This window comes from Streptomyces sp. SDr-06, assembly GCF_003324565.1.
Taxonomy (GTDB): Bacteria; Actinomycetota; Actinomycetes; order Streptomycetales; family Streptomycetaceae; genus Streptomyces.
This window is the reverse complement of record NZ_QOLA01000008.1, coordinates 77162-97926: the sequence shown is the minus strand read 5'-3', so window position 1 is coordinate 97926 and position 20765 is coordinate 77162. Positions and strand designations below refer to the sequence as shown.

Sequence of the window (20765 nt, the reverse complement as noted above, 5' to 3'; positions counted from 1 at the left end):
GAGGCACCGTCGCTCAGAACGTGTGCGCCGCGCGGTGCGAACGGCCCGCAGGCATCAACGACACCATGCATTGTCGCGGGCCTTCGCCGCCGTGGCGGTCAGTCTCGGCCACGGACCGTGTGGGCTGCGCCACGTTGCGCGTCCCCCGGATGTGCCGTACCGCGAAGGGTGCCAAAGCGGTCCCCTTTTCCGGCCCTTGGCGAGCGGAGCGCCGAACGGCCGGGAGCGGTACAACGATCGGCCAGCCTACCCCCCGCGACGCGCCGGAAGAGTCACAGGGATCTTTCTTTCCGCCTTCCGGAGAGCAGGAAGGCGACCGAGCGTTCGCGCTCCGACCAGGCGCTCGTGTCGAGGTCGACCGATTGGATGAGCGCGCACTCGACCTCGTATCCGCCGGCGCTCAGCGCGGCGCCCACGGCCTCCGCCTCGTCCCGGGTGGCCGCGTGCGTCACGATGCGCTCCGGCCTGCGGTCGGCGCACGCCTCCACGACGGCGGCGCCGCCGCCCCCGACCCGTACGACGTCGGGCTCGGGCAGCGACTCCAGTACGTGCGGGGCCCTGCCGCGGACGACCTGGACCTGGACCCCGAAGCGGCGGGCGGCGGTTTCGGTGCGCGAACAGGCGTCCGCGCTGTGGTCGACGGCGATGACCGCGGCGCCGAACCGGGCCGCCTCGGTGGACAGGGCGCCGCTGCCGCAGCCGATGTCCCAGACCAGGTCGCCGACGCGCGGCCCGAGCCGGGCGAGCTGGGCGGCGCGCAGCTCGGTGGACTCCCCCGGGCCGAGCCCGGCGCCGTACTCGCGGGCGGGCAGCGCCCAGCCGCGCGGCGCGGACGGGTAGCCGGGCGCGGGCCCGGCGAGCCAGCCGTCGCCCTCGGTCGCTCCGCCGCCGCCGAGGACGATGACGACGTTGGGGTCGCGCCAGGCGTGGTCGGCGGCGTTCTCGGAGGTGAGGACGGTGACCTGTTCGCGGTCGCTGCCGAGTTCCTCGCAGATGACGAAGGTGCGGTGGACGCCTTCGAGGAGCAGCGCGAGTTCGGCGGGCCCGGCGCCGGGCGAGGTCAGGACGGCGACCTTGGGGTGGGCGCGGCAGACGTTGACGGCGCGGCGCAGGGTGCGGGGGTGGGCGACGACGATCTGGGCGTCGTCCCACGGCATCCCGGCCTGTGCGAAGGCGGCCGCGACGGCGGAGACGGCGGGCACGACCTCGACCTCCAGGCCGTGCTCGGGCGCCCTGAGGGTGCGTACGACGCCGAAGAAGCCGGGGTCGCCGTCGGCGAGGACGACCGCGCTGCCGCGGTGTCCGGCGATGCGGCGGGCCGCCAGGCTCACGCTGCCGAGCCGGATGCGCTCGGCGCCCGCCGGTACTTCGGGGAGGGCGAGGTGGTGGGCGGCGCCGGCCACCAGGGTGGCCGCGGAGAGGGCGGAGGTGGCCGCGGGGGTGAGGGGCGAGCCGTCCCAGCCGATCACCGTGACGCGGTCGGCCATCTTCGTCAGTCTCCAGGTTTCGTCGCAGGTCGGGGCGGTCCGGTCCAGGCGCCGGGCCCACCAGTGAGGGTAGCCCCGCACCGTCGGTGCGGCCGGTGGCCGGCGATCAGTTCCAGTCGGTGAAGGAGGCGTATCCGGCGTCCGCGAGCTGGTCGGCGACGCCTTCGAGGTCCTCCGGGAGCAGGCTCCACACGATGAGGTCGGTGCGGATGTCCGTCCAGCCGCCGACACCGTCGTCGGGCCGGGTGCGCGCTATCCAGGCGTTGCGCAGCACTCCCTCGCTGATGCAGCCGATCTTCTGCGCGACCTGCTGGGAGGCGGTGTTGTCGGCCGCGGTGCGCAGTTCCAGGCGCTCGAACCGCTGGTCCCGGAACAGCCATTGGGCGGCGGCGAGCACGGCCTCGGTGGCGTAGCCCTCGCCGCGCGCCCAGGGCGCGACGACGTAGCCGACCTCGGTGGCCAGGGTGCGCCAGTTGGTGTTCTGGAGGTGGACGATGCCGACGAGGCGCTGGGTGAGGAACTCGGTGACCGCCAGAACGATTCCTCGGCCCTCGGTGCGCTCACGGGGGGCGAGGTGGCGGACCCAGTCCTCGGCGTCGCGGGTCGTGTAGGGGTGGGGCACCGAGGTCCAGGCGACGACCTGCTCGTCGTTCATCATCTCGATCAGCGCGGGGATGTCGGCGTCCTCGAAGGGGCGCAGCACCAGGCGGTCCGTGCTGATGGAGATGTCCGGGAACACCGGAAGGGGGGTAGTCATGTGCCGCTCCATGCCGTGGACCGCCGTGAGGGGCCGCGAAGGCCCGAAGACCCCGTGGCCCGTCAACCTATAAGGACCGTAAAGGCACAGCATGCAGCATCGGGCGCCCGGCGCGCATGGCCGGGTGGCCGTCGCGACGAAGGTCCCGGACACCTGTCGGGGTGTCCGGGACCTTCGTCCTGCCGTGCCGCGAGGGCTACTTGGCGGCGCCGAACGCGGGGACGACCGAGCCCGCGTACTTGTCGGCGATGAACTTCTTGACCTCGTCGGAGTTCAGGAGCTTGGCGAGCTTCTGAACGCGCGGGTCGCTCTCGTTGCCCTGCTTGACGGCGAGGAAGTTGGCGTACGGGTTGCCGTCCGCCTTCTCCAGGGCGAGGGCGTCCTTGGCCGGCTTCAGGTTGGCCTCGATGGCGTAGTTGCCGTTGATGACCGCGGCGTCCACGTCGTTGAGGGCGCGCGGCAGCGTCGCCGCCTCCAGCTCCTTGAACTTCAGGCCCTTGCTGTCCTTGATGTCGGAGAGCTTGGCGCCGGCGCCCGCGCCGTCCTTCAGCGTGATCAGGCCGTTGGAGGCGAGGAGTTGGAGGGCGCGGCCCTCGTTGGTGGTGTCGTTGGGGACGGCGACCGTCTGGCCGGAGGCGATCTCCTTCAGCGACTTGACCTTGTGGGAGTAGAGGCCGAGCGGTTCGAGCTCCACGTTGACGACGGGCACGATGTGGGTGCCGTTCTTCTTGTTGAAGTCGTCCAGGTAGGGCTTGTGCTGGAAGAAGTTGGCGTCGACCTGGCCCTGCTCGGTGGCGGTGTTGGGCAGGACGTAGTCGGTGAACTCCTTCACCTCCAGCTTGAGTCCGGCCTTGGCCGCCAGGTTGTCCTTGACGAACTTGAGGATGTCGGCGTGCGGCGTCGGCGACGCGGCGACGACCAGCGCCTTGGACGGGTCGGCCTTGGCCCCGTCCGCCTTGGCGGCCGGCTTCGGGTCGGAGGAGGAGCCGCACGCGGTGAGGCCGACGGCGAGCGCGGCGGTGGCGAGGGCGGCAGCGGTGATCTTGGTGTTCTTACGCACGAAAAGTGCCTCTTTCCGGTGGTGCGGTGTGACGCCCGGACAAGGAGTTCGGGCCGTTGTGAGGGAGGTTCAGGAGGTCCGGCCGCGGCGGGCGAGCAGGCGCACCACGCCGTCGCCGAGCAGCTGGATCACGGTGACGATCACGATCAGTACGGCCACCGTGATGAGCATGAAGTTGGTCTCGAAGCGCTGGTAGCCATAGGTGATGGCGACCGAGCCGAGACCGCCGCCGCCGACCGCGCCGGCCAGCGCGGAGTAGCTGACCAGGGTGATCACGGTGGTGGTGATCGCGGAGACGAGGGAGGGCAGCGCCTGCGGGAGCAGCACCTTCCACACGATGGTGGGGATGCCGCCGCCCATGGACTGGACGGCCTCGACGAGCCCGTGGTCGACCTCGCGGACCGCGGTCTCCACGAGCCGCGCGAAGAACGGGATGGCGCCGATGGAGAGCGGCACGATCATGGCGCTGGGGCCGATGAAGGTGCCGACGGCCCAGGTGGTGAAGGGGATCAGGGCGATCAGCAGGATGATGAAGGGCAGCGAGCGGCCGATGTTCACGATCACGCCGATGACCTTGTTCACCGGACGGTTCTGGAGCAGCCCGCCCTTGTCGGTGAGCACCAGCAGCACACCGAGCGGCAGCCCGAGCCCGATGGTGACGACGGTCGCCCACAGCACCATGTAGAAGCTGTCGTACGTTCCCTGCGACAGCAGCGGCTGCATTTCCGACCAGCTCACTTGGCACCTTCCTCGACCAGGTCGAGCACCTGGCTGTCGTCCACCACGTCCACCTGGAGGCCCTGCTCGCGCAGGAAGCCGACCGGGACGACGTTCTCCTCGTAGCCGCCGGGCAGTTCGATCCGCATCCGGCCGATCTGCTTGCCGGCGACGGTGTCCATGGCGGCACCGAGGATGGAGATGTCGATGTTGTACGTCCGCGACAGCTGGGAGATGACCGGCTGGGTGGCGGCCTCGCCGTGGAAGGTGACGTCGATGACGGTGCGCTCGGGGCCGGTGGCCTCGCCGGTCACCGGGAACAGTTCGGCGGCGAGCTCGGAGCCGGGGGTGGCGAGGAGTTCGCTGACGGTGCCGGACTCGACGACCCGTCCCTTCTTCATCAGCGCGGCCGAGTCGCAGATCGTCTTGACGACGTCCATCTCGTGCGTGATGAGCAGGACCGTGAGGCCGAGCTGCTGGTTGAGGTCGCGAAGGAGCTGGAGGATCGAGCGCGTCGTCTCGGGGTCGAGGGCGCTGGTCGCCTCGTCGGAGAGCAGCACCTTGGGGTCGCCGGCCAGCGCGCGGGCGATGCCGACGCGCTGCTTCTGGCCGCCGGAGAGCTGGGCCGGGTAGGCCTTGGCCTTGTCGGCGAGGCCGACCAGGTCGAGCAGTTCGAGGGCCTTGCGGGAGCGCTCCTTGCCGGAGACGCCGAGGATCTCCAGGGGCAGCTCGATGTTGTCCTGCACGGTGCGCGAGGACAGCAGGTTGAAGTGCTGGAAGACCATGCCGATCCGGGAGCGGGCCCGGCGCAGGTCCTTGCCGGCCCGGCGGCCGCGGCCGGCCAGCGCGGTGAGGTCGACGCCGTCGACGGTCACCGTTCCGGAGGTGGGGCGCTCCAGGAGGTTGACGCAGCGGATGAGGGAGGATTTGCCGGCGCCGCTCTGGCCGATGACGCCGTACACCTCGCCCTCGCGGACGTGCAGGTCGACGCCGTCGAGCGCGGTGATATCTCGTCCGCGCGACTGGTAGACCTTGGTCAGGCCCGTTGTGGTGATCACAGGATTTCCGTCACTGTCGAGTGCGCGGCGCGGGGTATGCCGGGCACGGGGCAAACGTGTTCGGGGCGCGGCTCGGCCTCATCGGTGGATACCGGGGGCACGGTGTGCGCGGGGCAGGCCGAATCCGTGGATGGTGTACGGAATCGGGCGCGGCCGACGGGTCTCGCTTCGGGGCGCGAGGCTCTGGCGGGGGCCCTCAGAAGGCGCACATTCGACACATACAACGAGCACCGGGCGTCGTCATCGCCTCGGTCGCAAGGGTGCGGCTGCTCGTCGTGGTCATGTCGCAAGTAAAGCAGAACCGGTCAGGAACGGATCAGGGATGTCCGAATACCGGACATCCCTGGACCACCCTGCGGACGGACCCACTCCGCCGAGGAGGTCTCCGCGCCACCGGCCGTGACCTGCGCCGACACGGCCGACCGGCCCTTCGCCACCACGTCGGCCACGCGCGCGTCCACCCGGTGCGCTGTGGTCAAGGCCACGGTCGCCATGCCCGCCGCGCGGCCCCCGGCGAGCACCGCCGGAGCGTCCTCGACACCGCATGGGAGGAGACGGGCGTTCCGGCGTGGTCGGACCGGAGGGCTTCGGCACGCGCCTTCGAGCCTTCCGACCCCACGGGCGGGGGTGGGGGTCGGCGCATCGGGTCTTTCGGCCCGTAATACCCTCGACCCCATGCTCGACGCCCTGACGGTCGCGGTCTCCGCCGCGGCCCTCGCCCTCGCAGCCTGGTGCGGATTCGCCGCCTACCGGGACCAGCCCACCAAGGACTGGCACTTCATCGGCATGGCCGTGGTCACCGTCCTCGCGCTGGCCCAGCTGGTGGTCGGGCTCGTCCAGCTCGGACGGGGCGAGCGGCCCGAACAGGGCGTCGCGATCTTCGTCGCGTATCTGGCCGGAGCGTTCGCGGCCGTCCCGGCGGCGGGCTTCCTCTCGCTCTCCGAGCGGACCAAGTGGGGTTCGGTGACGGTCTCGGCCGGCGCCGTCGTGCTCGCCGTGCTCGAAGTCCGTCTCTACGACATCTGGGGAGGCTGACCGTGACCGAGTCCGCCACTGACACCACGCCCGCCGGGAAGCTCGGCTCCGGGCCCGGCCGGGTGCTCGTCTGGTTCTACGGGGTGTTCACCGTGGCCGCGGCGTCCCGCTCGGTCGTCCAGATGATCCTGGACTTCGGCAAGGCCCCGCTGGCGTACGTCCTGTCCGCGATCGCGGCCTGCGTGTACGGCTTCATCACGTACTCGCTGGTGCGCGGCGGCGAGAAGGCCCGCCGGGCAGCGCTGGTGTGCTGCGCGGCGGAGCTCCTCTTCGTCCTGGTCGTCGGCACCTGGACGCTGGCGGACGCCTCCGCCTTCCCCGACGCCACGGTGTGGTCGGACTACGGGATGGGCTACCTCTTCATCCCGGTGATCCTGCCGGTCCTCGGCATGCTGTGGCTGCGCCGGGCCAAGCGCTAGCCGTCACGCGCTCGCCGCGAACTCCTGGGGCGCCGCGTCCTTTTCGAGGGTGATCATGGAGAGCCGCGTACTGACCGCCTCGGTGGCCACGGCCGCGTAGCCGTGCCTGCGGTACAGGCGCAGGTTGGACTCGCTGCGGTGGCCGGTGAGGAGTTGGAAGCGCTTGGCGGCGAGCTCCGCCGCGAAGTGGGCCTCGATGGCGTTCAGAAGCCGGCCGCCCAGGCCGTGCCCCTGCATCCGGGGGTGGACGATGAGCCTGCCGATGCGGCCGGTGCCGGACGCGTCCACACTCCCCCGCACCGACGCGACCACCTCGTCACCGAGCTTGGCCACCAGGGCGTACCCCGCGGAGAGTTCGGCCCGCAGCTCCTCCAGGCTCTGCGTCAGGGGTTCGATCGAGTAGTCGCCGTAGAGCTCGGCCTCACTCTGGTAGCACAGGTACTGCAGCTTCAGTATCTGCTCGGCATCCTGTGCGCCGGCCGCAGAGATGGTCACGCTCATGCCCATGTGTGCATGCCTCTCGCTCAACTGGTCCCCTGGTTGTCTACCGCTCCTTTCCCCCTCGTTCAGGAGCTGCAACCTCCGCCGCCAGCATTCTGCGCAGGCATCCCAGGCAACGGGAACGCATCGGCCCCAGACTGCCCTGTGAGATATCCAACTCCCCTGCGATTTCCCGGTAGGTGGGGTCCTTCGGCGAGAGCAGCGCGGCGAGCAGGCGGGGGCAGTTGCCGGGGGTGCGGCCGATCGCCGCGTGCAGGACGCGGCGCCGCTCGGCGGTGATGGCGGCGAGTTCGGGCCCGGGGTCCGGATCGGCGGCGGGCGCGCTGGCGTACGGCCGTTCATGGCGCCGCAGCCGTCGGGCGCGGCGCGCCTCGGCCCGCACGGCGGTGCGCACCCAGTGCACGGGGTCCGCCGGGTGCTGTTCCAACAGCCTGAGCCAGACGGCCTGTTCGAGATCGGCGGCGTCGACCCCGGTGCCGGGCGCCTCCGCGGCGGCCTCGGCGGCGAGGAGCGGGCTGAGCTCTGTGACGAGATCCATGCCGGGCGGGACGCGCCCGCCGCGGAAGCCGGTTTCCGCGGCGGACACTTCTCACTCGTACGGGGCGAGCGGCCGCCCGTCAGCGCCCGCGGAAGTCGGCCGCGGCCAGCAGCGCGGTGTCCGCGTTGTCCGAGAACACCGCGTCGATACCGGTCGCGAAGTACGTCCGGTACGCGCCGAACGCGTCCCCGTAGGCGTTGGGGTCGGTGCCGCGCCGGAAGTCGGCGGGCAGGAAGCTGTTCTCGTTGCGCATCGTGTACGGGTGCAGGATCAGCCCCTGCGCGTGGGCGTCGCGCACCAGCGTGGTGGGCCGGGTGAGCCTGCCGGACGCGTCCTTCGGAATGATCAGGTCGAGGGTGGGCCCGATGCCCTGGGCGTACGAGGCGATCCACCGCAGGCCCGCGGGCCTGACCAGGTCGTCCACGGTGCGCGGATCGCCGCTCACCACGAAGTCCCAGGGCTTGGTGCCCGCGCTGGAGAGCAGCACCACCGCGGGCGTGTCGACCAGCCGCGCCAGCCGCTGGATGCTGCTGGGCTCGAACGATTCGAGGAACTGCGGGGAGTCGGCGCGGTGGCGCCCGTAGCGGCGCAGGAGCTGGGCGACCCGGTCCTCCAGGGGCAGGCCGATGCCGCGGAAGTAGGTGGGGTGCTTGGTCTCGGAGTGCAGCCAGATCCGGCGGCCGAGGCGGCGGCCCTGCTCCTGCGCCCAGCGCAGCACCTCCTCGAAGGTGGGCACGTCCCAGCGGCCGTCGTACAGCGTGTTGTGCTGCCGGTTGCCCGGAATGCGCTCCTTGGCGCGCAGGGTCTTCAGCTCGGCGAGCGTGAAGTCCTCGGTGAACCAGCCCGTGATGGCGGCCCCGTCGACGGTCTTGGTCGTTCTGCGGGAGGCGAACTCGGGGTGGTCGGAGACGTTCGTCGTGGCCGAGATGTCGTTCTCGTGGCGGCATACCAGGTGCCCGTCCTTGGTGGGCACGAGGTCCTGCTCGATGACATGGGCGCCGAGGTCGAGGGCGTGCTGGTAGGAGCCCAGGGTGTGCTCGGGCCGGTAACCGGCGGTGCCGCGGTGTCCTATGACGTACGGGACGGGCAGGTCGCGGTAGGCGGCCCGGCCCCCGCCGTGCCGCTGCGCGGCCGAGGCCGGCGCGCCCGCGAGCCCGGTGGCCGACGCGGCGAGCACGGCCGCGCCCGCCGCCCCCAGCACGCTGCGCCGTCCGGGCCTGATCCGCTCACCCTCAGTCATGAACACTCCTCGGTCATCCGGTTCCACCGGCGATGTACACATGTCCCGCACCTGTCAACGCGGGAGACGAGCGTAGGCGGACCGACGTGAAAAGGGGGATGCTTTGGGGGTACGCGAGGACGAAGGCGGGTCGAATCCGGCGCGAACAGATGTCAACAGCGCGTATCCACTTCGTGAACCCGATGTGCGATCAGCGGTGACCCGCGAGTATCGTCCTCACCTGCACAGACACCCAACTCCATCCAGACGACTCCGGAGGGCCCGTTGTCCCGCTTCGCGCTCATCAAGGCAGTGCTCGGACCGATCATGCGCCTGATGTTCCGCCCACAGGTGGAAGGCGCCGAGAACATCCCGGGCACCGGTCCAGTCATCCTCGCCGGCAACCACGTGACGTTCATCGACTCGATCGTGCTGCCCATCGTGTGCGACCGGCAGGTCTCCTTCATCGGCAAGGACGAGTACGTCACCGGCAAGGGGCTCAAGGGCCGCCTGATGGCCTGGTTCTTCACCGGCGTCGGCATGATCCCGGTCGACCGGGACGGCGCCAACGGCGGGGTGGCCGCGCTGATGACCGGCCGCCGCGTCCTGGAGAACGGCCAGATGTTCGGCATCTACCCGGAGGGCACCCGCTCCCCCGACGGCCGCCTGTACCGGGGCCGCACGGGTGTCGCGCGGCTCACTCTGATGACGGGCGCGCCGGTCGTGCCGTTCGCGATGGTCGGCACGGACAAGCTCCAGCCGGGCGGTGCGGGGATGCCGCGCCCCGGCAAGGTCACGGTCCGGTTCGGCGAGCCGATGGAGTTCTCCCGCTACGAGGGCATGGACCGCGACCGGTACGTGCTGCGGGCCGTCACGGACTCGGTGATGGCCGAGGTCATGCGGCTGTCCGGGCAGGAGTACGTGGACATGTACGCCACGAAGGCCAAGGCGGCCTAGCCGCCCGCCCCGCTTTCCCCTGCGGGGGGCCTGGAGCGGTTCTGCCAGCGGCTCCACCCCGTGCGGGGCTGGGTCTGCCGGGGAGCTTGGCCCCAACTCCCTGCGGGGTCGGGCGCGTTGGGGCCCGGCTTCTATCCCTGCGGGCCGTGGCCGGTTCCTCGCGCCGTTCCCCGCGCCCCTGGCGGGGTTTGGACCCCAGCCCCCCGCCAAGGCGGGCCCGTTGAAGTCCGGCTCCTGCTCCTGCGGGCCGTGGCCGGTTCCTCGCGCAGTTCCCCGCGCCCCTCGCGGGGTTTGGACCCCAGCCCCCCGCCAAGGCGGGCCCGTTGAAGTCCGGCTCCTGCTCCTGCGGGCCGTGGCCGGTTCCTCGCGCAGTTCCCCGCGCCCCTGGCGGGGTTTGGCCCGGCCCGACTCCCCTGCGAGGGGACGGGGGTTGGCCCCAGGCCCCCTTGAGGGGGCGGGGCTCAGGGGTGTTCCAGGCCTTCGGCCAGTTTTTGGCCGCGTAGGAGGAACCACGCCGCGATCGCCGTCGCGAACAGGACCACCGAGCCGACCGCCGCCGCCGTCTGGAAGCCCTCCGTGAAGGTGTGCCGCGCCGCGGCGAGCAGGGCGTCCGCCTGGCCGGGCGGGAGTTTCGCGGCCGCCTCCACCGCACCGCCCAGCGAGTCGTGGGCCTCGGCCGCGAGGTCGGCGGGGACGCCCGCCGGGACGGTGAAACCCCGGTAGATGCCGGTCACCACCGAGCCGAGCAGCGCGATGCCGAGGGCCGCGCCCAGTTCGTACGCGGTCTCGGAGACCGCCGACGCCGCTCCCGCCTGCTCCTTGGGGACACTGGAGAGGATCACGTCCGCCGTCACCGTGAAGGCGAGGCCCGCGCCGAGTCCGCCCACGAACAGGGCGATGCCGAGGGAGACGATCCGGGTGTCCGCGCCGAGCGCCACGCAGGCGGCCAGCGCGAGACCCACCGCCCCGAGGCCGCCCGCGACGGCGCTGCGCACCGAGGCCCGGCGGGCGATCGTGCCGGCCGCGAGCCCCGCGCCCACCGCGCCGACGGCGGCCGGCAGTTCGATCAGCCCGGCCTCCAACGGCGAGCGTTCCTGAACCAGTTGGAGGAACTGGGAGAGGAAGAAGACCAGGCCCGACAGGCCGAGGATGGTCAGCAGGTCCGCGAGCACGGCCCCGGAGAAGCCCCGGTGGTGGAAGAGGCGGATGTCCAGGAGCGGCGAGGCGAGGGTGCGCTGGCGGCGTACGAACCAGACCAGCGCCGCGATGCCGAGCACCCCCGCCGCCAGGATGTCCCAGCGGAACCCGTTGACCGCGGCCTCCTTCACGGCGTACACGACCGCGACCATGCCGACCAGCGAGAGCCCGACGCTGACGAGGTCCCAGGGGCCCGGGTTCGGGTCGCGCGACTCGGGGAGCAGCTTGACGCCGACCAGGACCAGGACGGCCATGACGGGCAGGTTGATGAGGAAGACCGAGCCCCACCAGAAGTTCTCCAGGAGGAACCCGCCGACGACCGGGCCGACCGCCGCGCCCGCGGAGGCGGCGGCGCCCCAGATGCCGACGGCGAGGCTGCGCTCACGGGGGTCGTGGAAGATGTTGCGGATCAGGGCGAGCGTGGACGGCATCAGGGTGGCGCCCGCGATGCCGAGCAGCGCCCGGGCCACGATCATCATCTCGGGGCTGGAGGCGTACGCGTTCAGCACGGACACCGCGCCGAACGCCACGGCCCCCATAAGCAGCAGCTTCTTGCGGCCGATGCGGTCGCCGAGGCTGCCCATCGAGACGAGCAGTCCGGCGATGATGAACGAGTAGACGTCGCCGATCCAGAGCAGCTGGGTGCCGGACGGCTTCAGGTCCTCGCTGAGGAAGGGCGTGGCGAGGCCGAGCACCGTGGCGTCGACGGCCACGAGCAGCACGGCGAGGACGAGGACCGCGAGCGCGAGCCAGCGGCCCATCCGGCCGACGGCGTGGTGCTCCCGCGGTTCGGTTGCGGTCACTTCTCCACGCTCCGCCGTACGCCGCCGAGCAGCAACTCGGCGATCATGTACTGGAAGTCCTTGGCGGCGACCCGGCCGTCCTGCACGGCCCAGGCACCGGCGCCGACCAGCCCGTACAGGGCCTCGGTGAGCCAGGCGGGGGTGAGGTCGATGCGGAACTCGCCGCGGTCCTGGCCGCGCCGGAAGAGCGCGGAGACCCGGGCGTCGATGCGGGCCCAGCCCGCGTTCATCTCCTCGCCCTCGAAGAGCTGGTTCTCGGTGACGAGGAAGGCGAGCAGGCCCGCGACCGGTTCCACCTCGGCGACCATCCGGCGCAGTGCGTCCGAGGCGTCGCCCTCGTCGAGCCGGGCCGCGTCCAGGGCGCTCTCCAGCTCCCGGATGCCGAGCTCCTCCAGCGCCCTGACGAGGGCCTCCCGTCCGGCGAAGTGCCGGTGCAGGGTGGCCCGGCCGATGCCCGCGGCGCGGGCGACCTCGTCCATGGTGGCGGTGGCCTTGCGGGTGAGGAGGGCGGCGGCGGTGCGGAGCACCTGGTCTCGGTCCACGGTCATGAGACAACCATAGCCCCGATGAGACACCAACGTCTCATCGGGGCCAGGGGGGTGATCTCCTCCGCCGGGGCTACTTCTTGGCGTTCGCCCAGGCGTGCTGGACCGCCAAGTCGGCCTTGACCTCGGCCAGTTGGACGGCCACGGCCGAGGGGGCGGTGCCGCCGCGGCCGTCACGGGCGGCGAGCGCGCCCGCCACGTTGAGGACCGTACGGACCTCGGGCTTCAGGTGCTGGGAGATCTTCGCGAACTGCTCGTCGGTGAGCTGGTCCAGCTCGATGCCGTGCGCCTCGCACTCCTTGACGCATTCCCCCGCGACCTCGTGCGCGACCCGGAACGGCACCCCCTGCTTGACCAGCCACTCGGCGATGTCGGTGGCCAGCGAGAAGCCGGCCGGGGCGAGCTCCTCCATCCGCTCGCGGTTGACGGTGAGCGTGGCCATCATCCCGGTGAAGGCGGGCAGCAGCACCTCCAGTTGGTCGCAGGAGTCGAAGACCGGCTCCTTGTCCTCCTGGAGGTCCCGGTTGTAGGCGAGCGGCAGCGCCTTCAGGGTCGCCATCAGGCCGGTGAGGTTGCCGATGAGGCGGCCGGACTTGCCCCGCGCCAGCTCCGCGATGTCCGGGTTCTTCTTCTGCGGCATGATCGAGGAGCCGGTCGAGAAGGCGTCGTGCAGGGTCACGAAGGAGAACTCCTTCGTGTTCCAGATGATGATCTCCTCCGCCATCCGCGAGAGGTTCACGCCGATCATCGCGGTGATGAAGGCGAACTCCGCGACGAAGTCCCGCGAGGCGGTGCCGTCGATGGAGTTGCCCACCGAGCCGCCCTCGAAGCCGAGGTCGGCGGCGACCGCCTCGGGGTCGAGCCCGAGCGACGAGCCCGCCAGCGCACCCGAGCCGTACGGCGAGACGGCGGTCCGCTCGTCCCACTGGCGCAGCCGCTCGGCGTCCCGGGACAGCGACTGGACGTGGGCCAGCATGTGGTGGGCGAAGAGGACCGGCTGGGCGTGCTGAAGGTGGGTGCGGCCGGGCATGGCGACGTCCGCGTGCGCCTCGGCGAGGCCGACCAGGGCGTCCTGGAGCTCGGCGATCAGGCCGCCGATGATCCGGGCATGGTCGCGCAGGTACATACGGAAGAGCGTGGCGACCTGGTCGTTGCGGGACCGGCCGGCCCGGAGCTTGCCGCCGAGGTCGGGACCGAGGCGCTCCAGGAGGCCGCGTTCCAGAGCGGAGTGGACGTCCTCGTCGGCGACGGTGCCGGTGAACGAGCCGTCGGCGACATGGCCTTCGAGCAGGTCCAGGCCCGCGATCATCCGCTGGAGCTCGTCGGCGGTGAGCAGGCCCGCCTTGTGCAGGACGCGGGCGTGGGCACGGGAGCCCGCGAGGTCGTACGGCGCGAGCCGCCAGTCGAAGTGGACCGACGCGGACAGGTTCGCCAGCGCCTCGGCGGGGCCGTCGGCGAACCGGGCGCCCCAGAGCCGGACGTCACCGTTGTTGCTGCTCACAGCTCAAGCTCCTCAGAAGGGATGGATGTGCCACCGCCTCCCCGCCGCGGAGGAGCGGGGAGGCGGCCGTATAACGAGTCGTGCGGACGCGAGGTCGTGGCCGGGCAGGGCCGGGGGTGGGGGACCCCCGGCCGGTACGGACGGACCGCGGACCGAGGATTCCGACGAAGCATTCAACGCTAGGCATAACTATGCGATGGCCCGTATGTTTTGTCAATGGACTGCGGGCCCGGCTCCCCTCCCGTACGGAGCAATCGGCGCCGCTTCGGGCGGCCGGGCGGGGCGGCGGCGCATACGGTCCGGAGCATGCGCATCGCCGCCCTGGTCCTCGCGTCCCTGCTGGTCCCGCTCGCCTCGCCGCCGCACCCCGCGCCGCTGCCCGAACGGATGGCCCGCACCGGTGGCGGCAGTCAGCTGCTCACCGCCGAGGCGCCCGCCACCGGTGCCACCACGGGCAGGCTCACCTGGTGGGACCGGCACGGCGGACGCTGGGTCGCGGTGGGCTCGGCGCCGGCCAGGTTCGGCGCGAAGGGCCTGGTCGAGGGGAAAGCGCGCGTCCAGGGCACCGACACGACGCCGACCGGCCTGTTCCCGCTGCCGTACGCCTTCGGGGTGGCGCCCGCGCCGCCCGGCACGCGCTATCCCTACCGGCACGCCACGGACCGGTCCTGGTGGTGCCAGGACAACGAGTCCCGCGCCTACAACCGCTGGGTGGAGGGCCTGCCGCGGGACTGCCGGGCGAGCGAGTCGGAACATCTGACGGCGTACGCGGACCAGTACGCCCGGGCCCTGGTCGTCGGCTTCAACTACCGGCGCCCGGTGCGCGGCCGGGGCGCCGGGATCTTCCTGCACGTCAACGGGCGCGGTGCGACGGCCGGTTGCGTCTCGGTGCCGGCCGACGCGATGGCCGAGGTGCTGGCCTGGGCGGACCCGGCCCGGCGCCCGCACATCGCGATCGGCACGGAGCACGGGCCGACCGCGATCACGCGCTACTGAACCCGCCTGTCATGAGCGGGGGTCGATGCTTCAGCGGTGGTCGTTCTGGGCCAGCCGCAGCAGATGGTCGGCCAGCGCCTGTCCGCCCGACGGGTCGCGGCTGATCAGCATGAGGGTGTCGTCCCCCGCGATCGTGCCGAGGATGTCGTGCAGTTCGGCCTGGTCGATGGCGGAGGCGAGGAACTGCGCGGCGCCCGGCGGGGTGCGCAGGACCACCAGGTTGGCGGAGGCCTCGGCGGAGATCAGCAGTTCGGCCGAGAGCCTGCGCATCCGCTCCTCCTTCGCCGACTCGCCCAGCGGCGCCTTCGGCGTGCGGAAGCCGCCCTCGCTGGGCACCGCGTAGATCAGCTCGCCGCCGGTGTTGCGGATCTTCACCGCGCCGAGCTCGTCGAGGTCGCGGGAGAGCGTCGCCTGGGTGACGCTCAGCCCGTCGTCCGCGAGCAGCTTGGCGAGCTGGCTCTGGGACCGCACCGGCTGCCGGTTGAGGATGTCCACGATCCGGCGGTGGCGGGCGGTGCGGGTCTGCGGTACGGCGGGGCCGCCCGGCTCGAAGTCCTGCGCCTCGTCGGTCATCGTCGTCTCATTCTCCGGATCGTCCGTCCCCGCCTGCTGCGTCGAGAATGCCGGGCAGGGCCCGGAGGAACGCGTCCGCCTCCGCGTCACCGATGATGAGCGGCGGCATGAGCCGTACGACATCGGGAGCGGGCGCGTTGACCAGGAAGCCGGCATCCTGAGCCGCCTGCTGCACCCGGGGTGCGAGGGGCTCGTTGAGCACGATACCCAGCAGCAGCCCCGCACCACGGACATGGGAGACCAACGGGTGCTCCAGCGCCTCGATTCCGTCCCGCAGCTTCTCACCGGTCCGCTTGACCTGGTCGAGCGCTCCGTCGGCGGACAGCGTGTCGATGACCGCGAGTCCGGCGGCGCAGGCGACCGGGTTCCCGCCGAAGGTCGTGCCGTGCATGCCGGGCTTCAGCAGCCCGGCCGCCGCACCGAAGGCGACGGTCGCGCCCAGCGGAAGCCCGCCGCCGAGCCCCTTGGCCAGGGTCACGATGTCCGGGTCGACGCCCGCGTGCCGCTGGTACTCGAACCAGGCGCCGGTCCGGCCGATGCCGGTCTGCACCTCGTCGAGGACGAGCAGCGTTCCGGTGGCGCGGGTGATCTCGCGGGCCGCCTCCAGGTAGCCGGCCGGCGGCACGACGACCCCGTTCTCGCCCTGGATGGGTTCGACGATCACCAGGGCGGTCTCCTCGGTCACCGCCGCCCGCAGCGCCTCGGCGTCCCCGTACGGCACGTGCGTGACGTCGCCCGGCAGCGGCCGGAACGGCTCCTGCTTGCCCGGCTGGCCGGTGAGCGCGAGCGCGCCCATCGTGCGGCCGTGGAATCCGCCCGTGGTGGCGACCATGTGGGTGCGCCCGGTGAGCCGCCCGATCTTGAAGGCGCCCTCGTTGGCCTCGGCGCCGGAATTGCAGAAGAAGACGCGTCCGGGCCGGCCGAAGAGCTGGATGAGGCGCTCGGCGAGCGCCACCGGGGGCTCCGCCACGAACAGGTTCGAGACGTGGCCGAGCGAGGCGATCTGCTGGGTGACCGCCCGCACCACCGCCGGGTGGGCGTGGCCGAGCGCGTTGACCGCGATGCCGCCCACGAAGTCGGCGTACGCGACGCCGTCCGCGTCCCACACCGTCGCGCCCGCGCCGCGTACGAGCGAGAGTTTCGGCGTGCCGTAGTTGTCCGCCATGACGTGCTGCCAGCGCTCCGTGAGCTCCTGGTTGGTCACCGCACTCCCCCTTGTCCGTCCGGTGCGCCCGGTGCGTCGGGCACGACCATCGTGCCGATGCCCTCGTCGGTGAAGATCTCCAGCAGGATCGAGTGCTGGACCCGTCCGTCGATCACGCGCGCGGTGTTGACCCCGTTGCGCACCGCGAACAGGCAGCCCTCCATCTTGGGCACCATGCCGCTGGAGAGCTCGGGCAGCAGCTTCTCCAGCTGACTTGCCGTCAGTTTGCTGATGACGTCGTCGCTGTTGGGCCAGTCCTCGTACAGGCCCTCGACATCGGTCAGGACCATCAGGGTCTCGGCGCCCAGCGCAGCCGCAAGTGCCGCAGCCGCCGTATCAGCATTGACGTTGTAGACATGTCCGTCGTCCTGGGAGCGGGCGATCGAGGAGATGACCGGGATGCGGCCGTCGTCCAGGAGCGCCTGGATGGCGCCCGGGTCGATCGCGGTGATCTGGCCGACCCGGCCGATGTCGACCAGTTCGCCGTCGATCTCCGGTCGGTGCTGGGTGGCCGTGATGGTGTGGGCGTCCTCGCCGGTCATGCCGACGGCGAGCGGCCCGTGCTGGTTGAGCAGCCCGACGAGCTCGCGCTGCACCTGCCCGGCGAGCACCATGCGGACCACGTCCATGGCCTCGGGCGTGGTGACCCGAAGACCTGCCTTGAACTCGCTGACCAGGCCGTGCTTGTCGAGCTGCTTGCTGATCTGCGGTCCGCCGCCGTGCACGACCACGGGCTTGAGGCCGGACTGCCGCAGGAACACCACGTCCTGCGCGAAGGCGGCCTTGAGCTCCTCGTCGACCATGGCGTTGCCGCCGAACTTGATGACGACGGTCTTGCCGTGGTGCCGGGTCAGCCAGGGCAGCGCCTCGATGAGGGTCTGGGCCTTGGGCAGTGCGGTGTGTTTGCGCGCGCTCATGAGCTGTACGCGCTGTTCTCGTGGACATAGTCGGCGGTGAGGTCGTTGGCCCAGATGACGACGGGCTCGACGGCGCCGGCGGCGAGGTCGACGGTGATCCGCACCTCGCGGTAGCGCATGTCGACGAGGTCGCGGTCGTCCCCGACGGAGCCGTTCTTGCAGACCCACACGTCGTTGATGGCGACGTTGAGCCGGTCCGGGTCGAAGGCCGCCTTCGTGGTGCCGATGGCGGAGAGCACCCGGCCCCAGTTGGGGTCCTCGCCGTGGATGGCGCACTTGAGGAGGTTGTTGCGGGCGATGGACCGTCCGACCTCGACGGCGTCGTCCTCGCTCGCCGCGTTGATCACCTCGATGCGGATGTCCTTGGAGGCGCCCTCGGCGTCCCCGATGAGCTGGCGGGCCAGATCGTCGCAGACGCTCCGCACCGCCTCGGCGAACTCCTCGTATCCCGGGGCGATTCCAGAGGCGCCGGAGGCGAGCAGGAGCACGGTGTCGTTGGTGGACATGCAGCCGTCGGAGTCGACCCGGTCGAAGGTCTGCCGCGTGGCGCCGCGCAGCGCCTTGTCGAGCGTGGCCGCGTCGAGGTCGGCGTCAGTGGTGAGCACGACCAGCATGGTGGCGAGCCCGGGCGCGAGCATGCCCGCGCCCTTGGCCATGCCGCCCACGGTCCAGCCGTCCTGGGTGACGACGCTCGTCTTGTGCACGGTGTCGGTGGTCTTGATGGCGATGGCGGCCTTCTCGCCGCCGTGCGCGGAGAGCTCGGCGGCGGCCCGCTCGATGCCCGGCAGGAGCTTGTCCATCGGGAGCGGCACGCCGATGAGCCCGGTGGACGCCACGGCGACCTCGCCCGCGCTGTGCCCGTCGAGCACCTCGGCCACCTTCTCGGCCGTGGCGTGGGTGTCCTGGAATCCCTTGGGTCCCGTACAGGCGTTGGCGCCACCGGAGTTGAGGACGACCGCCGTGACCTCGCCGCCCTTGAGCACCTGCTCGGACCACAGGACCGGGGCGGCCTTGACGCGGTTGGAGGTGAAGACGCCCGCGGCGGCTCGGCGCGGCCCGGTGTTGACCACGAGGGCCAGGTCCGGGTTGCCGTTCTGCTTGATCCCGGCGGCGATGCCCGCCGCCGTGAACCCCTTGGCTGCCGTCACGCTCACGGCGCAACTCCCATCGTGGAAAGGCCCGTCGACTCGTCGAGTCCGAGGGCGATGTTCATGCTCTGCACCGCGCCGCCGGCGGTGCCCTTCGTCAGGTTGTCGATGGCGCTGATCGCGACGACCCGCCCGGCGCTCTCGTCGTACGCCACTTGCACGTGCGCGGAGTTCGACCCGTACACGGAGGCGGTGGCGGGCCACTGCCCCGCCGGGAGCAGGTGCACGAACGGCTCGTCCGCGAAGGCCTTCTCGTAGGCGGCCCGTACGGACTCGGCGCCGACGCCGTCCTTCGCCTTCGCGGAACAGGTGGCGAGGATGCCGCGGGACATGGGGGCGAGGGTGGGCGTGAAGGAGACGGTGACGTCCTCGCCCGCCACGGCACTCAGGTTCTGGATCATCTCGGGGGTGTGCCGGTGCCCGCCGCCGACGCCGTACGGGGACATCGAGCCCATCACCTCGCTGCCCAGGAGGTGCGGCTTGAGCGCCTTGCCCGCGCCGGAGGTGCCGGTGGCGGCGACGATCACGGCGTCGCTCTCCACGAGACCGCTCTGGTACGCCGGGAAGAGCGCGAGGGAGACGGCGGTCGGGTAGCAGCCCGGCACGGCGATCCGCCGCGTGGACTCCAACGCGGCCCGCGCTCCCGGCAGTTCGGGCAGCCCGTACGGCCAGGACCCGGCGTGCGCCGAGCCGTAGAACTTCTCCCAGTCGGCCGCCGACCGGAGCCGGAAGTCGGCCCCCATGTCGACCACCAGGACGTCCGGCCCGAGCCGCTCGGCCACCGCGGCCGACTGGCCGTGCGGCAGCGCCAGGAAGACGACGTCGTGCCCGGCGAGCACCTCGGGAGTGGTGGGCTCCAGGGTGCGCCCGGCCAGCGGAACGAGATGCGGCTGGAGCGAACCGAGCAGCTGCCCGGCGTTGGAGTTCGCGGTCAGCGCCCCGATCTCGACCCCGGGGTGCCCGAGCAGCAGACGGAGCAGCTCCCCGCCCGCATACCCACTGGCCCCTGCCACTGCCGCACGTACCGCCGCCATCGAATCCTCCTCGGTGATGGCATGACTATACGCAGGGATGCAGTTTTATGCAAAGAGTTGCCGGGGGTGCGGAGGGGCGTCACGCCCGCGGCCGCCGCTGAGTGCGGTGATCACCGCGTCCACCTCGGCGGCGCCGGAGACGGCCTCCCCCAGGAGGCGGCTCCAGGCGCCCTGGAGGTGCCCCAGGTTCTCGGCGGCCTTCGGCGTCGGATGCAGACCCACACGCCGGGCGTCGCCGGGGTCGGAAGCCCGGCGCACCAGCCCCTTCCGCTCCAGCTGGCGCAGGGCCCGACTGGCGTCGCTGGAGAGCGGGCGGGCCGGTGCATAGGATCGCCGACATGGCACTGCGACCCGTGTCGGTGAGCATCAAGGCCCTGGATCACGCGGTGGTCGGCGGGTTCTGGGCCCGAGCGCTGGGCTGGACCGCGTACGGCGTCGGTGCGTTCACCCGGGTCGGACCCGGCGATGGCCCGCTCCGGCCGGGCCGGGGCGTTCTCGGCATCGACGTGGTTCCCGATCCAGAACCGAAGGCAGCGACGAAGAACCGCGTCCACCTCGATCTCGCCACCGTCTCCGCGGCCCATCAGGCGGAACTGGTCGCGCGCCTGAAGGCTCTGGGCGCGACTCCCGCCTCCATCGGCCAGGGCGACGTGCCGTGGACGGTCCTCGCCGACCCGGAGGGCAACGAGTTCTGCGTGCTGGAGCCCCGGGAGGTGTACCGGGACACCGGGCCCATCGCCGCGGTGGTGGTCGACTGCGTGGACCCGCGGGCCATGGCCCGGTTCTGGGGCGGTGCCACCGACTGGACGGTGCGCGAAGTCGCCGACGACCAAGCGGCGTTGCGCTCCGCCCCGGGCGTCGGTCCGTTCCTCGAGTTCCTGCGCCGTCCGGACGGCGAGGCCGTGCCGGACCGCGTCCACCTCGACCTGCTGCCGCACCCCGGCGACGACAGGGCGGCGGAGGTGGCCCGGCTGCGGGCCCTCGGCGCCACCGACCTAGACCTCGGCGGGGGCGACGCCCCGGTGACCTGGCTGGCCGATCCGGAGGGCCACACGTTCCGCGTCCTCACGCCACCCCAAGGCTAACCGTTAGCCATTCG

21 protein-coding genes and 2 pseudogenes are annotated in these 20765 nt (G+C 71.7%); 5 read left to right on the top strand and 18 right to left on the bottom strand.

Features of this window, described 5'->3' with window-relative positions:
* Nucleotides 1-272: 272 nt before the first annotated feature.
* The 5 genes from cbiE to DT019_RS18660 all read right to left on the bottom strand — a co-directional run bounded on the left by cbiE (nt 273) and on the right by DT019_RS18660 (nt 5079).
* Complete coding sequence (gene cbiE / locus DT019_RS18680; RefSeq protein ID WP_114037985.1) at nt 273-1487, bottom strand: precorrin-6y C5,15-methyltransferase (decarboxylating) subunit CbiE; 1215 nt, start codon at nt 1485-1487, stop codon at nt 273-275.
* A gap of 106 nt (nt 1488-1593) precedes the next feature.
* Complete coding sequence (locus DT019_RS18675) at nt 1594-2256, bottom strand: GNAT family N-acetyltransferase (protein ID WP_114037984.1); 663 nt, start codon at nt 2254-2256, stop codon at nt 1594-1596.
* A gap of 184 nt (nt 2257-2440) precedes the next feature.
* Nucleotides 2441-3304 carry a MetQ/NlpA family ABC transporter substrate-binding protein gene (locus DT019_RS18670; RefSeq protein ID WP_114037983.1) on the bottom strand — a complete coding sequence of 288 codons (864 nt, stop codon included), beginning with the start codon at nt 3302-3304 and terminating at the stop codon, nt 2441-2443.
* A gap of 69 nt (nt 3305-3373) precedes the next feature.
* Complete coding sequence (locus DT019_RS18665) at nt 3374-4042, bottom strand: methionine ABC transporter permease (protein ID WP_114037982.1); 669 nt, start codon at nt 4040-4042, stop codon at nt 3374-3376.
* Entirely contained in the window at nt 4039-5079 is a 1041-nt protein-coding gene (locus DT019_RS18660) for a methionine ABC transporter ATP-binding protein (protein ID WP_114037981.1), read from the bottom strand. Before DT019_RS18660 ends, DT019_RS18665 begins: the two co-directional genes overlap by 4 nt.
* A 675-nt stretch (nt 5080-5754) precedes the next feature.
* Here DT019_RS18660 and DT019_RS18650 point away from each other — a divergent pair.
* Together DT019_RS18650 and DT019_RS18645 are read left to right on the top strand one after the other, a co-directional pair.
* Nucleotides 5755-6114 (top strand): hypothetical protein, encoded by a 360-nt coding sequence (locus DT019_RS18650; RefSeq protein ID WP_114037979.1) that lies wholly within the window; start codon nt 5755-5757, stop codon nt 6112-6114.
* A gap of 2 nt (nt 6115-6116) precedes the next feature.
* Nucleotides 6117-6533: a hypothetical protein gene (locus DT019_RS18645; RefSeq protein ID WP_189389716.1), complete on the top strand. Its 417-nt coding sequence runs from the start codon at nt 6117-6119 to the stop codon at nt 6531-6533.
* A gap of 3 nt (nt 6534-6536) precedes the next feature.
* Here DT019_RS18645 and DT019_RS18640 read toward each other — a convergent pair whose 3' ends face one another.
* The 3 genes from DT019_RS18640 to DT019_RS18630 form a co-directional block, all read right to left on the bottom strand.
* Entirely contained in the window at nt 6537-7040 is a 504-nt protein-coding gene (locus DT019_RS18640) for a GNAT family N-acetyltransferase (protein ID WP_114037978.1), read from the bottom strand.
* Between the two features lie 37 nt (nt 7041-7077).
* Entirely contained in the window at nt 7078-7572 is a 495-nt protein-coding gene (locus tag DT019_RS18635) for a sigma-70 family RNA polymerase sigma factor (protein WP_114038146.1), read from the bottom strand.
* A gap of 79 nt (nt 7573-7651) precedes the next feature.
* Nucleotides 7652-8812 (bottom strand): glycerophosphodiester phosphodiesterase, encoded by a 1161-nt coding sequence (locus DT019_RS18630; RefSeq protein WP_114037977.1) that lies wholly within the window; start codon nt 8810-8812, stop codon nt 7652-7654.
* A gap of 209 nt (nt 8813-9021) precedes the next feature.
* Between DT019_RS18630 and DT019_RS18625 the strand changes: the two are divergent.
* Nucleotides 9022-9748, top strand: a pseudogene (locus DT019_RS18625) (lysophospholipid acyltransferase family protein).
* A 461-nt stretch (nt 9749-10209) separates the two neighbouring features.
* Here the strand turns inward: DT019_RS18625 and DT019_RS18620 are convergent.
* The 3 genes from DT019_RS18620 to argH all read right to left on the bottom strand — a co-directional run bounded on the left by DT019_RS18620 (nt 10210) and on the right by argH (nt 13794).
* Entirely contained in the window at nt 10210-11706 is a 1497-nt protein-coding gene (locus DT019_RS18620) for an MFS transporter (RefSeq protein WP_114038145.1), read from the bottom strand.
* Nucleotides 11707-11744: 38 nt separating this feature from the next.
* Complete coding sequence (locus DT019_RS18615; RefSeq protein ID WP_114037976.1) at nt 11745-12296, bottom strand: TetR/AcrR family transcriptional regulator; 552 nt, start codon at nt 12294-12296, stop codon at nt 11745-11747.
* A 70-nt stretch (nt 12297-12366) separates the two neighbouring features.
* Nucleotides 12367-13794 carry an argininosuccinate lyase gene (gene argH, locus DT019_RS18610; RefSeq protein ID WP_114037975.1) on the bottom strand — a complete coding sequence of 476 codons (1428 nt, stop codon included), beginning with the start codon at nt 13792-13794 and terminating at the stop codon, nt 12367-12369.
* Nucleotides 13795-14106: 312 nt separating this feature from the next.
* Here argH and DT019_RS18605 point away from each other — a divergent pair, with 312 nt between their 5' ends.
* A complete protein-coding gene (locus tag DT019_RS18605) occupies nt 14107-14790 on the top strand; it encodes a L,D-transpeptidase (RefSeq protein ID WP_388979195.1) in 684 nt (227 codons plus the stop codon).
* 30 nt (nt 14791-14820) lie between these two features.
* Here the strand turns inward: DT019_RS18605 and DT019_RS18600 are convergent, their stop codons facing one another.
* The 7 genes and pseudogenes from DT019_RS18600 to DT019_RS41085 all read right to left on the bottom strand — a co-directional run.
* Nucleotides 14821-15363, bottom strand: a complete 543-nt coding sequence (locus DT019_RS18600; RefSeq protein WP_053723584.1) for an arginine repressor — start codon at nt 15361-15363, stop codon at nt 14821-14823.
* A gap of 7 nt (nt 15364-15370) precedes the next feature.
* Nucleotides 15371-16528, bottom strand: a complete 1158-nt coding sequence (locus tag DT019_RS18595; protein ID WP_411292718.1) for an acetylornithine transaminase — start codon at nt 16526-16528, stop codon at nt 15371-15373.
* A 35-nt stretch (nt 16529-16563) separates the two neighbouring features.
* Nucleotides 16564-17484: an acetylglutamate kinase gene (gene argB / locus DT019_RS18590; RefSeq protein ID WP_114037972.1), complete on the bottom strand. Its 921-nt coding sequence runs from the start codon at nt 17482-17484 to the stop codon at nt 16564-16566.
* Nucleotides 17481-18638 carry a bifunctional glutamate N-acetyltransferase/amino-acid acetyltransferase ArgJ gene (gene argJ, locus DT019_RS18585; RefSeq protein ID WP_114037971.1) on the bottom strand — a complete coding sequence of 386 codons (1158 nt, stop codon included), beginning with the start codon at nt 18636-18638 and terminating at the stop codon, nt 17481-17483. Before argJ ends, argB begins: the two co-directional genes overlap by 4 nt.
* Entirely contained in the window at nt 18635-19666 is a 1032-nt protein-coding gene (gene argC / locus DT019_RS18580) for an N-acetyl-gamma-glutamyl-phosphate reductase (RefSeq protein ID WP_114037970.1), read from the bottom strand. Before argC ends, argJ begins: the two co-directional genes overlap by 4 nt.
* A gap of 45 nt (nt 19667-19711) precedes the next feature.
* Nucleotides 19712-19888: a hypothetical protein gene (locus tag DT019_RS41090; protein WP_411292719.1), complete on the bottom strand. Its 177-nt coding sequence runs from the start codon at nt 19886-19888 to the stop codon at nt 19712-19714.
* Between the two features lie 36 nt (nt 19889-19924).
* Nucleotides 19925-20011: pseudogene (locus tag DT019_RS41085) on the bottom strand (hypothetical protein); the annotation flags it as partial.
* On the opposite strand from DT019_RS41085, the gene DT019_RS18570 reads away from it, so the two are divergent.
* Nucleotides 20005-20751: a VOC family protein gene (locus tag DT019_RS18570; RefSeq protein ID WP_114037969.1), complete on the top strand. Its 747-nt coding sequence runs from the start codon at nt 20005-20007 to the stop codon at nt 20749-20751. The pseudogene DT019_RS41085 and the gene DT019_RS18570 overlap by 7 nt on opposite strands.
* Nucleotides 20752-20765 lie beyond the last annotated feature (14 nt).